Source organism: Pseudooceanicola sp. LIPI14-2-Ac024 (genome assembly GCF_042188925.1).
In the GTDB taxonomy this organism is placed as follows: domain Bacteria; phylum Pseudomonadota; class Alphaproteobacteria; order Rhodobacterales; family Rhodobacteraceae; genus Pseudooceanicola.
Genome location: NZ_CP170102.1, coordinates 3,417,169 through 3,429,235, shown reverse-complemented (window position 1 = coordinate 3,429,235; position 12,067 = coordinate 3,417,169). Strand labels below are relative to the sequence as shown.

Genomic DNA, 12,067 nt, shown 5'->3' with positions numbered 1-12,067 from the left:
CGGCGGCGCCCCGTGCCGCCATCCCACTGAACGGAGGCTTCCATGTCCCGCAAGCACATCGCCATCGGCGTTCTCTGGGCTGTCGCCCTTCTCGCCCTGATCTGGTTCATCATCGTCCGCTTCGTCGGGCCGACCTTTGAACAGAGCCTCGTCGACACCATCGGGCCGGGCGAATACGTCCTGCAGACCACCGACGGCGGCACCTTCACCGAGGCGTCGCTCGAAGGAGAGCCGACAGCGGTCTTCTTCGGCTTCACCCATTGCCCCGAGGTCTGCCCGACCACGCTCGGCGACATCGCGACCTGGCAGGAAGAACTGGGGCCCGACAACCAGTTGCGCGTCTACTTCGTCACCGTCGACCCGGAACGCGACACCGCCGCCCTGCTGCGCGACTACGTGTCCTGGGCACCGGGGGTGACCGGCGTGACCGGATCGCCCGAGGAGGTCGAGAAGGCCCTGCGCGCCTTCCGCATCTACGCCCGCAAGGTCGAGCTCGAGGGCGGCGACTACACGATGGACCATTCCGCCAACGTCCTGCTCTTTGACGAGAACGGCGCCTTCTTCGAGCCGATCGGCTACCAGGAGGACTATGACCGCGTGATCGCCAAGATCCGGCGGCTGCAGCAGGCCAGCTGAGACCGCCCGACTGTGGCCGCGCCAGGTGCGGCCACGGGCCATCCATGTGAAAAGACTGCCCCATTCGCCGCCGTAGGGGCTGGTCGGACCTGGAAACCGCTGCTAAGATTCCCTTAGGTCACATCTTCTCGCCATGCGATAGCTACGGGATGTCGGCCACACGCCCGGTTGTTCGAACCGGACAGGAGGGGAGGCCTGGCATGGCGGAGCATACCCGTAAAATCTCACTCTTCGCGCTGACCAGCATGGTGGTCGGCTCGATGGTCGGCGCGGGCATCTTCAACCTGCCCGGGCGCTTCGGCGCGGCCACCGGACCATTCGGCGCGATCATCGCCTGGTGCATCGCGGGCACCGGCATGTACATGCTGGCCCGGGTCTTCCAGGCGCTGGCGGAACGGCGCCCAGACATCGACAACGGCGTCTTTGCCTATGCCAAGGCGGGCTTCGGCGACTACATGGGGTTCCTTTCGGCCTTTGGCTACTGGCTGGGCAGCATCCTCGGCAACTGCTTCTACTGGGTGCTGATCGGCACCACGCTGGGCAACTTCTTTCCAGCCTTCGCGGGCGGCAACACGCTGATCGCGATCCTGGTGTCGCTGGCGGGCATCTGGGCCTTCCACTTCATGATCCTGCGCGGCGTGCAGGAGGCGGCCTTTGTCAACGTCGTCGTGACCATCGCCAAGATCGTTCCGATCATCGTCGCGCTGCTCTTCATGCTCTTTGCCTTCAACTACCAGCAGTTCTCCGAGAACTTCTTTGGCGGTGTCGACATGCCGGCGAAGTCGCTGGTGGCGCAGGTGCGCGACACGATGCTGATCACCGTCTTCGTCTTCATCGGGATCGAGGGCGCGAGCGTCTATTCCCGCTATGCCAAGACCCGCGCCGACGTCGGGACCGCGACGATCCTGGGCTTTGTCGGGGTGACCGGCCTGATGGTGGCCGTGACGCTCCTGCCCTATGCCGTGATGCCGCAGGCGCAGATCGCGGGGCTGAGCCAGCCGTCGCTGGCCGGCGCGCTCGAGGCGGTGGTGGGGCCCTGGGGCAAGGCCTTCGTCTCGGTCGGGGTGCTGATCTCGGTCCTGGGGGCATTCCTCGCCTGGTCGCTGATCTGCGCCGAGGTGGCATTCGCCGCCGCACGGTCCCGCGACATGCCGAAAATCTTTGCCCGCGAGAACGCGCAAAAGGTGCCCTCGGTCGCGCTCTGGGTCACGAACACGCTGGTTTCGCTGTTCCTGATCTCGACCTACTGGTCGAACGACGCGTTCAACTTCATGCTCGACATGACCAGCGTGACCTCGCTGCTGCCCTACCTGCTTGTGGCGGGCTACGGCGTGATCCTCGCCCGCAGCGGCCAGGGCTATGCCGAGGCGCCGGGCGAGCGGAAGCGTGACATGAGCTTTGCCTGGATCGCTGTCGTCTACACCCTGTTCATGTTCGTCGCCGCGGGTCTGAAATACGTCCTGCTGGTGATGGTCCTCTTCGCGCCCGGCACGCTCCTCTATTTCTGGGCGCGGCGCGAACAGCAGCTGACATTCTTCAACCAGCGCGAGCTGGTGATCTTCGGCGTCGTCATCGTCGGCGCGGCGATCGGTCTGGCCGGGCTGCTGACCGGCCGGATCACCCCATAGTCAGAAAGGATTTCGTCATGGCATCCCAACCGGAATTCGGCGTGCATTCCGAGGTCGGCCAGCTGCGCAAGGTGATGGTCTGCGCACCGGGCCGCGCGCACCAGCGGCTGACACCGTCGAACTGCGACGCGCTGCTCTTCGACGACGTGATGTGGGTCGAGGCGGCAAAGCGCGATCACCTCGACTTCCAGCAGAAGATGCGGGACCGGGGTATCGAGGTGGTCGAGATGCACGACCTCTTGGCCCAGACCCTGGCGGTGCCCGAGGGCAAGCAATGGATCCTCGACAACCGGGTGACCGAGAACGAGGTCGGGCTGGGACTAATGGACGAGGTGCGCAGCTACCTCGAAGGGCTGCCGCACCGCGAACTGGCCGAGATCCTGATCGGCGGGCTGTCGATCGAGGAACTGCCCGACACCCATTCCAACGCGCTGATCGAGTTGATCAAGCAGTCGCTCGGGATCACGCAGTACCTGATCTCACCGCTGCCCAACACGCTCTACACCCGCGACACGACCTGCTGGGTCTACGGCGGCTGCACGGTCAACCCGCTCTACTGGCCCGCCCGCAAGGACGAGACGCTGCTGACCACCGCGATCTACCGCTTCCACCCCGACTTCGCCGGCAAGGTGAATATCTGGTGGGGCAATCCGGAGGAGGAACATGGCCTGGCCACGGTCGAGGGCGGCGACGTGATGCCCGCGGGCAACCGCACCATGCTGATCGGCCTGTCGGAACGCACCTCGCGGCAGGGGATCGCGCTTCTGGCGCGGTCGCTCTTCGACCAGGACGTGGTCGACCACATCCTCGTCGCCGGGATGCCCAGCCTGCGCGCGGCGATGCACCTCGACACGATCTTCACCTTTGCCGACCGCGACTGCGTGCTGATCTATCCCGATATCGTCAACACGATCACGCCCTTCAGTGTCCGCCGCGGCAAGAACGGCGGCTTTGACGTGCGGGCGCATGACGGCGGCTGGGTCAAGGCGGTGCAGGAGGCGCTGAACCTCAAGTCAATGCGCGTGGTCGAGACCGGCGGCAGCGCCTACATGCGCGAGCGCACCCAGTGGGATTCGGGCGCCAACCTCGTCTGCGCGGCGCCGGGCGTGGTCTATGCCTACGACCGCAACACTTACACCAACACCCTTCTGCGCAAGCAGGGGATCGAGGTGATCACCATCGCCGGGGCCGAACTGGGCCGCGGCCGGGGCGGCGGACATTGCATGACCTGTCCGATCATCCGCGACCCCGTCGACTACTGACCGAGGCCGGCCGGCGCACGTTGGCGGAATACCGCCGACGTCGCCTGCACGGATTCACCAAGAATAGCGGCTTTCCTCATGAAACCGGCGGGAAACCCTGCGTGTAGCCTAGGTTAATTCCGCATTTTTGGCCGGTCCTTGCCCCGTCTCCGCCACGATCCGCCCTTCATCTGACCGTATGCTCGCCTGCCTAGCACGAGTCTTTGCGGAATCTTGAAGGGTAGCCACGGATTGACCGATACGGCCCAGCATACGACCGAGTCAGCGGAAGTCGTCGGCGACGAACTTCGGCCGGGCACGACCCTGTGCTTCGGGCAGTACAAGATCGTCCAGTACCTGAACTCGGGCGGCTTCGGCATCACCTACCTCGCGCTCGACAGCCTGGGCCGCAAGGTCGTCATCAAGGAATGTTTCCCCGGCGCGATGTGCCGCCGCGCGGACCGACAGGTCAGCCTGCGCTCGCCCTCCTACCTGGTCGACTTCGAACGGGTGGTCGAACTGTTCGAGCGTGAGGCCCGGGCGCTGGCGCAGCTGGCGCATCCGAACATCGTCGGCGTGCACCAGATCTTCAAGGACAACGGCACCGCCTACATGGCGCTCGACTTTGTCGAGGGGCGCGACCTGCTGCGGGTGATCGAGGAATCGCCCAAGCAGCTTGGCCCGTTCGAGGTGAAGCGCATCGTCTTCCTGCTGCTGCACGCGCTGTCCTACGTGCACACCAACGGGATCCTACACCGCGACATCTCGCCCGACAACGTCCTCTTGGGCAGCGACGGGAGCCCGGTGCTGATCGACTTCGGCGCCGCGCGCGAGAACGCGGCGCGCACCAGTCGCATCCTGTCGCGTGTGCAGACGGTGAAGGACGGCTATTCGCCGCAGGAATTCTACATGGCGGACGGCACACAGGAGGTGCCGAGCGACCTCTACGCCCTTGCCGCCACGATCCACCACATGATCACCGGCGCGCCGCCGCCGAACAGCACGCTGCGCCTGTCGGCGGTCGCCGAGGATCGCAACGATCCCTACATCCCGCTGGTCGGGCGGATCCGGAACTACGACCGCCACTTCCTCAGCGCGGTGGACAAGTGCCTCAGCGTCTTCAGCCGCGACCGGCTGACCAGCGCGGAGGCCTGGCTCGACATGATCGACGAGTCGCGGCGGCAGAAATCACTGCTCGACCGCGCGCAGGAAGACCGGGACATCGAATACAAGATCAGCAAGCTGATCGAGGAAAGCCGGGCCGACACCTCGCCCCGGCCCGCGCCGCAGCCGACCCGGCGGGTGTCCTCGCGCCTCAGGGACGACCCTGTGGAGCGCGAGAAGAAACTGGCCGCCGAACGCGAATACTGGTCGATCCTGAACGAACACCCCGACGGCACCATCGCCGACCCCGAGGTCGAGTACGGGGTGAAGTACAAGGTGTTCGACGAGGACGAGGAAAAGGACACGGCCGAGGCCGAAGCGCCCGCGACCCCCGTGGCGCGCGACGAGGTCGTGCTGGTCGAAGCGCCTTGCGACCCCGATCAGCCGGACGTCGCCGCAGCCGCACCTCAGAACCTGGTCCAGGACGAGGATGACGACGACATCCCGGTCGACCCGGTCATCGCCGAACGCCAGATGCGCACGCTCCGCCTGAAACGCCGCATCTCGGTCGCGGTGATCCTCTGGGGCGCGTTCACGATCGGCTCTCTCACCCTCGCCGCCGCCACGTCGCAGCCCGAAACGCCCCTTGTCGCCACGGACCCCATGGAGGCCACGCAATGATCCGCATGAAAGACATCATCGCCCGCCGACGCCCGCCGCTGTCCGGCGGCGCGGAGGAAACCACCGACGACGCGATGCCCACGCCCGACGCCGCTTCGCCCGAACGCACGGCGCCGATAACGCGCTTCGTGCACGAGGACTCCGACCAGTTCGACCCCGACCTCTTTGCCTGCAAGATGGGCCGCGACGCCAAGCCCTGGCGTCTGCCCGATCCGGACTGGGGTCCGGCAGGCACACCCGGGGAGGCAGCCGAAGCGCTCGACGCGGCGGAGCAGGACACGTTCGACGAGGACGGGTTCGTCGAGGACGACCTCTACGACGATGACCTCGACCGCGATTTCGACGCGGCGGAGGCCGCGCTGGAGCTGGGCGACGAACCGCCCGCCGACGTGCACGGGGCCGAGGACCCGCTGCCGCCGCTGCGCCAGTCGCGCCCACACATCTGGGACGTCCCGGAAGAACGCGCCGCCGAACCGGAGCCCGAGGTCGCACCCGCCCCCATCGCCGCAGAACCTGCCGCCCCTGCGGCACGGCCGACCACCCGGCTGATCGAACGCCCGTCCCCGCGCGCGGCGCAACCCGCGCCCGCCGCCCCGGAGGGCAATGGCCGGGTCAAGACCCGCCTGCTAGGTTTCCACGCGGGCGACGTCGCCAAGGATGTCTTTGCCGCGCCCGCCACCCCGGCCCCGGCCGCCAGCACCGATTTCCCGGTCGGCTGGGTCGTGGTCGTCGACGGCCCCGGCCGCGGCGCGTCGTTCACGCTCACCGGCGGTCTGTCGACCATCGGCCGGTCCGCCGACCAGACGATCAGCCTCGACCACGGCGACGAAAGCATTTCGCGCAACAACCACGCCTCGATCGCCTATGACGAAGAGGACAACACCGTCTATGTCGGCCATGGCGGCAAGTCGAACATCGTGCGCCTGAACGGCCGGCCGCTGCTCAGCACCGAGGAACTGCAGGACGGCGACCTGATCCGCATCGGCAAGACGACCCTGCGCTTCGTTTCCTTCTGTGGCCCCGATTTCAGCTGGACCGACGACCTTGGCGATCCGGCGGCGGGTGCCGACGTTGAGTAGGCTGGGCACCGACACCGCCACGGCGCTTGCCGTCGGACGCCGCGACCGGCAGGAGGACGCTGTCGTCGCCGAGTTCTCGCAGGGCGAGGGGATCGGCTTTGCCGTGCTGTCCGACGGCATGGGCGGGCACGGTGCCGGCGATGTCGCCAGCAAGCTGATCGTGTCCGAGATGTTCAGCGAGCTCCTGTTTTCCTGCGCCGATGCCGATCACGTGCGCGGCGCGTCGTCCGACATCCTGCGCGGCGCGCTCGACGTGGCCAACAGCCGGTTGAAGGACCACGCCGAAAGCCAGCCCGACCCGGACGGCATGGGCGGCACGCTAATCACCACGATGGTGATCGACAACGCTCTGCGCTGGATTTCGGTCGGGGACTCGCCGCTATACCTGTTCCGCGACGGCGCGCTGCGGCAGCTGAACGAAGACCACTCAATGGCACCGCAGATCGACCTGCTGGTGGCCAAGGGCCTGATGGACGCCAAGGCCGCTCGCAACCATCCGCAACGCCATTGCCTGACCTCGGCCATCACCGGAGAGGCGATCGACAAGATCGACTGCCCGGACGAGGCGCTGCCGCTGGAACCCGGCGACATCATCGTGATGGCGAGCGACGGGCTGCAGGTGCTGGACGATGCCGAGATCCAGCGCGTCATCGCCAAGCGCCGCAAGCTCGACAGCCGCGGCCTGGCCAACGCGCTGATGGCCGCCGTGACCGCGGCGGACGAGCCGCACCAGGACAACATCTCTCTGGTCGTGATCAAGATGCTGCCGGCAGTGGCCGAAGCCCGCGCCGCCGCGCCCGCGCCGCGCGCCGGTCGGACCCGGGTCGGCCTGCGCCGCTGGTTCCTGTCACCGGTGCGCAGCCTCTTCGCCACCTCGGACGGGAACTGCCAGCCATGATCTCGGCCCGCCCGGATACCGGCGAAATGCTGTCGCGGCTTGAAACGGCCGCCGCGCTTCCCGGCATTCCGGCGGGCGCCGCCAAGCGGTGTGCGCTGCTGATCGAGCGGTTGCAGCGCCCGGTGCGGCTGGGACTTTTCGGATTTCCCGGCGCGGGCAAGTCGTTGCTGATGAATGCGCTGGCCGGTGAGGTGGTGATCCCCGAGGGGCTGATCCTTCCGACGCTCGAGATCGCGCATGGGGCCAGCCCGCAGATGCAGGTGACCCGCGCCGACGGCACCGTTGTCACCCGGGCCGGGCGGCTCGACGCCGCGGTGCTGGACGACGATCCGATCTTCATCCGCGTGATCCTGCCGGTCGCCGCGCTCAAGGGCCGCAGCGTGCTGATGCTGGCCGCCGGCGCCGCGCCGGACGAACTCGGGCCCGCGCTGACATGGGCCGCCGCGCGCTGCGACATCGCGCTCTGGTGCTCGCGCAACTGGTCTGCGGCGGAACAGGCGATCTGGGCGCGCGCGCCCGAAGGCCTCAAGAACCACGCCATGCTGGTGCTGTCGCGCGACCACGCCGAGGGCGCGCACGACAGGGCCGAATGGGCCGCGGGCTTTGACCGGGTCTTCCGGATCACGCCGCTGCGGCTGGTGCGGGAATCCCATATGACCGCGGTGCGCCCGGCCGCCGGGCTCGACGCGCTGCTGGCCCATGTCCGCCAGGTGATCGACGACGGCCGGTCCGAGGACCTGGATGCCGCGACCATCCTGCTGCACCGGTTCGAACAGCGCAGCCGGGTGCGCTCGCGTCCGCTGACCGAGCCGGTCCAACCGATCGCGCCGGTGCCCCCCCGCACGGCCGAGGTTGCGCCTGCGCCCGCCGTTGAGCCCGAAGTGGCGCCCGAAGAGCCCCCGCACCCGCACTGCCCGAGCCCGAGGCGCCCGCTGCCGTCACGGCCCCCGTGCCTCCGGCCCGGGACGTCACGGCCGAGGCCCACGCGGCCCTGTCCCGCGGGTTCCAGATCATCCGGCAGGGCGCCGACGCGCTGGCCGGCCAGCTGCCCGCGGGCCCGGTGGCCGAGGACGCCGCCGCCGAGGTGCTGGGCGCGATCGAGGCCACGCTGCAGGCGCTTCTCGACCTCTTCGAGGACGAGGACATCCTGGGCGAGAGCTGGCCCGATCTCTACGACGCGGTTCTGGCCGCGCAGGAAATGTCGCTGCTGCTGCGTGTCGAGGGCGGCGCCGACCAGGCCGGGGAAGCGGCGACGCTCCTCCTCCAGGTCCGGCGCGAGGTCGAAGTGGCTCTGGCGGGATAGGAACGGGACGCAACGGCCGGGCAGCGCGCAGGCGCGGCCCCGCCAGTCGAGGTGAATGTGATGTACGAGGATGCGACCCCCACCAGCCGGACCAGCCGGCCCGTGAACGAGAACCGGTTGATCGCCACGGCGTTCGACGGGCTGGAGCCGCTGGCCGAACGCCTGGCCGAGGTCGACGCGACGCTGGCGCGCCATGCCAAGTCGCCCGACCGCGCCATCCTGGCGGAGGCGCGGCGCCTGCGCCGGATGATCCGCGAGTTCGAGCCGAGCGTGACGATGATCGGCCAGGTCAAGGCCGGCAAGACGACCCTGATCAACGCGATGTGCGGCTGGCCCGACCTGCTGCCCGCGGACGTGAACCCCTGGACCTCGGTCGTGACTTCGCTGCACCTGGTGCCGCGCCACGGCCGCGGGGCCGGCCGCGCCTCGTTCCAGTTCTTCAGCGAGGACGGCTGGAACCACCTGCTGAAGCGTGGCGGGCGGGTTGGCGAACTGGCCAGCCGCGCCGGGGCCGACGAAGAGGTCGCCAAGGTGCGCCGCCAGCTCGAGGAAATGCGCGAGAAATCCCGCGCGCGCCTGGGCCGCCGGTTCGAGATGCTGCTGGGGCAGTCGCACGACTACGACAGTTTCGACGAGGAACTGATCGAGCGTTACGTCTGCCTGGGCGACGATTTCTGGGATGACGGCGACGGGCCGCAGAACCAGGGGCGCTTTGCCGACATCACCAAGTCGGCCGACCTCTGGGTCGCGCGGCCGGAGCTGCCAGTGGGTCTGTGCATCCGTGACACGCCCGGGGTCAACGACACCTTCATGGTGCGCGAACAGATCACCATCCGGGCCCTGCGCGGCAGCCGGATCTGCGTGCTGGTCCTGTCGGCGCAACAGGCGCTGACCTCGGTCGACCTGGCGCTCATCCGGCTGATTTCCAACGTGAAATCCCGTGACGTCATCATCTTTGTCAACCGGATCGACGAACTGGCCGACCCCGGCCGCGAGGTGCCCGAGATCCATGCCAGCATCGTCGAAACGCTCAAGAAGCACGACGGCCCGGCGGATGCCGAGATCCTGTTCGGCAGCGGTCTCTGGGCCGGCAGCGCGCTTGCCGGCAGCTTCGAGACGCTGGCCCCCGACAGCGCGCAGGCCCTGCTGAACTGGGCCGAGGCCTGCATGGAGGACGACACCCCGCGAGAATCGACCGAAGAGATGATCTGGCATCTCTCGGGCGTGCCAGCCCTGGGCCAGGCCATCGCGGAGCGTGTCACCAAGGAAGAAGGCGCGGTGCTGGAGGCGCGGCTCGAACGCGGCGCGCGCAACCTGCAGCAAAGCCAGACGGTGGCCCGCGCGGTGCGCGACCTGCCGCAGGGCGCGGCCGCGCTGGCCTCGGCCGAGACGATCCTGTCGCAGTACGACGCCATCGCGACCGAGGCGCTGCACGCGTTCGACGCCCGCTTTGCCGCGCTCCAGCAGAATTTCCAGGAACGGGTGGAAAGTGCGCGGCAGCGCTTCCTCAGCCGCGCGACCACGGCGCTGATCAAGCATCTCGACATCTACGGCGAGAACGAGGTCTGGACCTATGACCCGACGGGCCTGCGCCTGCTGCTGCGGTCGAGCTATGCCGTCTTCGTCAAGTCGGCGCACAAGATCGGGGACGAGGCGCTGACCACCTCCGCCGCGCGGATCAGCGACCTCTACCGGATGGGCTTCGAGGTGCAGGACCAGGATTTTGCGCTGCAGCCACCCCCCCTGCCCGAGGCCGCGCCGCCCGTGGTGCTGGGCCAGACCATCGCGCTCGACATGAGCGGCGGCTGGTGGTCGCGGTTCTGGCGCCGGTACCGCGGCTACGACGCCTATGTCGACAGCTTCTCGAAGCTGATCTTCGAAGAGACCAAGCCGATCGCCGACGCTCTGAAGGCCGACAATGCCGATGCGCTGGAACAGGCCATGCGCGAGACGCTGTGCGGCTTTCTCGAAGGCCAGCGGGCGATCATCGCCGAGATGGTGCAGACACCGCACGCCCCGCAGCCCGGGGACGAGGCGGCTCAGGACCAGGAACCCAAGACGGACCGCCCCCGCCGCGCACGGCGCTTGCGGTTCGCCAGATCGTAGGAGTTGAACGCCATGCAAGGGGTCGCGCGTGACACGTCGCGCATGAAGGTGGCCGAGCCGCGCAAGCCGCGGATCGCCCTGATGGGGGAATTCAGCGCGGGCAAGAGCACGCTGGCCAACCTGCTGCTCGAACGCGATGTCTCTCCGGTCAAGGTGACGGCGACGCAGATGCCGCCGATCTGGTATGCCAAGGGCACGCCGCGCGCCTCGGTGGTGCAGCGCAACGGCAAGGAGTTCCCGATCACCCTCGACGGGCTGGGAGCGGTGTCGCTGGCCAACACCATGGCGATCCGCGTGTTCCTCGAAGCCGAGGTGCTGGATTTCTGCGACCTGATCGACATGCCGGGCACCTCGGACCCCAATATGGTGCACGACGCCTGGGAGGGGATCCTGGCGCAGGCCGAGGGGGTCGTCTGGTGCACCTCCGCCACCCAGGCCTGGCGGCAGAGCGAGGCGGCGATCTGGGAGCAGATGCCGCCCGAGCTGTGGGACAAGAGCCTGCTGCTGGTCACCCGGATGGACAAGCTGGTGACCGAACGCGACCGCGCCCGCGTGGTCAGCCGGGTCCGGCGCGAAGCCGGGGAGTTCTTTCGCGGCGTCTATCCGATTTCGCTGACCGAGGCGTTTGCCGCCCGCGACGATGACGACCTGCTGCGCCATTCCGGGACCGAGGCCTTTGTCGATGCCCTCATCGCCCTGGTCGAAGAGATGGACGAGGGGGCGGCCAAGCCCGTGGCGCCCGCGGCCGTGGTGCGCGATGACGCCGAGGACGAGGAATTCGCCTTTGCCGATGCGGCGACGGACGACGACGACGATTTCGACGGCTTCGGACCGGTGGACGAGGAAGACCCCTTCGCGGAGTACGGCATCGAGCTGGAAGACGACACCGCAGCGCAGTTCGACGATGACGCTGACGAGGCGTTCGACGAGGACGGTGCCGACGACGGTGACGAGCGGTTCGACGAGGAATTCGACAGCGCCGCGGCAGAAGAGGCCGGTGAACCCGAGGTCGTTCACGCCGCCGAGGCGCCACGCGCCACCCCCGCGCAGGATGACGAGGCTGACCTGCTCGCCCGCCTCGCCGCGGTGAAGGGCGATCCCGAGGAGGTGCAGTCCGACGAGGAAGCGGAGGACGAAGACGCCTCGCTCTTTGCCGCGGACGGCGACGAGGACGACACGCCCTACGAACTGGACCCGGCGACCCGGTCGAAATCCGGCGGGGTCAGCGCCGACTTCAACCTCGACGACTTCCCGGAGATCCGAAATCTCTTCCAGTGACACCCTTCCCGGTCGCCCCGTCACCGCCTGGGGCGGCGGCCTGCCCGAACATGCCGGCGCCAGCGCGGCGGCACGGCAGCTGTCGGCCTTCCGCGCCCGGTTCCCCGGCTGCG

The 12,067-nt window shown here is 68.3% G+C and carries 9 protein-coding genes; all 9 read left to right on the top strand.

What is annotated here, in order from left to right:
* Positions 1 to 42: 42 nt before the first annotated feature.
* The 9 genes from ACE2AC_RS16735 to ACE2AC_RS16695 all read left to right on the top strand — a co-directional run bounded on the left by ACE2AC_RS16735 (position 43) and on the right by ACE2AC_RS16695 (position 11,954).
* Positions 43 to 636, top strand: a complete 594-nt coding sequence (locus ACE2AC_RS16735; RefSeq protein ID WP_375688559.1) for an SCO family protein — start codon at positions 43 to 45, stop codon at positions 634 to 636.
* 200 nt (positions 637 to 836) lie between these two features.
* A complete protein-coding gene (locus tag ACE2AC_RS16730) occupies positions 837 to 2,264 on the top strand; it encodes a basic amino acid/polyamine antiporter (protein WP_375688558.1) in 1,428 nt (475 codons plus the stop codon).
* Between the two features lie 17 nt (positions 2,265 to 2,281).
* Positions 2,282 to 3,526, top strand: a complete 1,245-nt coding sequence (locus tag ACE2AC_RS16725; RefSeq protein WP_375688557.1) for an arginine deiminase — start codon at positions 2,282 to 2,284, stop codon at positions 3,524 to 3,526.
* 231 nt (positions 3,527 to 3,757) lie between these two features.
* Positions 3,758 to 5,290 carry a serine/threonine protein kinase gene (locus ACE2AC_RS16720; protein ID WP_375688556.1) on the top strand — a complete coding sequence of 511 codons (1,533 nt, stop codon included), beginning with the start codon at positions 3,758 to 3,760 and terminating at the stop codon, positions 5,288 to 5,290.
* Positions 5,287 to 6,369 carry an FHA domain-containing protein gene (locus tag ACE2AC_RS16715; RefSeq protein ID WP_375688555.1) on the top strand — a complete coding sequence of 361 codons (1,083 nt, stop codon included), beginning with the start codon at positions 5,287 to 5,289 and terminating at the stop codon, positions 6,367 to 6,369. Before ACE2AC_RS16720 ends, ACE2AC_RS16715 begins: the two co-directional genes overlap by 4 nt.
* Positions 6,362 to 7,267: a PP2C family protein-serine/threonine phosphatase gene (locus ACE2AC_RS16710; protein ID WP_375688554.1), complete on the top strand. Its 906-nt coding sequence runs from the start codon at positions 6,362 to 6,364 to the stop codon at positions 7,265 to 7,267. Before ACE2AC_RS16715 ends, ACE2AC_RS16710 begins: the two co-directional genes overlap by 8 nt.
* Positions 7,264 to 8,625 carry a hypothetical protein gene (locus tag ACE2AC_RS16705; protein ID WP_375688553.1) on the top strand — a complete coding sequence of 454 codons (1,362 nt, stop codon included), beginning with the start codon at positions 7,264 to 7,266 and terminating at the stop codon, positions 8,623 to 8,625. The genes ACE2AC_RS16710 and ACE2AC_RS16705 overlap by 4 nt, the downstream gene beginning before the upstream one ends.
* 5 nt (positions 8,626 to 8,630) lie before the next feature.
* Complete coding sequence (locus tag ACE2AC_RS16700) at positions 8,631 to 10,676, top strand: dynamin family protein (protein WP_375688552.1); 2,046 nt, start codon at positions 8,631 to 8,633, stop codon at positions 10,674 to 10,676.
* A gap of 12 nt (positions 10,677 to 10,688) precedes the next feature.
* A complete protein-coding gene (locus ACE2AC_RS16695; RefSeq protein WP_375688551.1) occupies positions 10,689 to 11,954 on the top strand; it encodes a dynamin family protein in 1,266 nt (421 codons plus the stop codon).
* Positions 11,955 to 12,067 lie beyond the last annotated feature (113 nt).

What these genes read in the sequence shown, in the direction of transcription:
- ACE2AC_RS16735 (WP_375688559.1), top strand. Translation starts at nt 43, where the DNA reads ATGTCCCGCAAGCACATCGCCATCGGCGTTCTCTGGGCTGTCGCCCTT.
- ACE2AC_RS16730 (WP_375688558.1), top strand. Translation starts at nt 837, where the DNA reads ATGGCGGAGCATACCCGTAAAATCTCACTCTTCGCGCTGACCAGCATG.
- ACE2AC_RS16725 (WP_375688557.1), top strand. Translation starts at nt 2,282, where the DNA reads ATGGCATCCCAACCGGAATTCGGCGTGCATTCCGAGGTCGGCCAGCTG.
- ACE2AC_RS16715 (WP_375688555.1), top strand. Translation starts at nt 5,287, where the DNA reads ATGATCCGCATGAAAGACATCATCGCCCGCCGACGCCCGCCGCTGTCC.
- ACE2AC_RS16705 (WP_375688553.1), top strand. Translation starts at nt 7,264, where the DNA reads ATGATCTCGGCCCGCCCGGATACCGGCGAAATGCTGTCGCGGCTTGAA.
- ACE2AC_RS16700 (WP_375688552.1), top strand. Translation starts at nt 8,631, where the DNA reads ATGTACGAGGATGCGACCCCCACCAGCCGGACCAGCCGGCCCGTGAAC.
- ACE2AC_RS16695 (WP_375688551.1), top strand. Translation starts at nt 10,689, where the DNA reads ATGCAAGGGGTCGCGCGTGACACGTCGCGCATGAAGGTGGCCGAGCCG.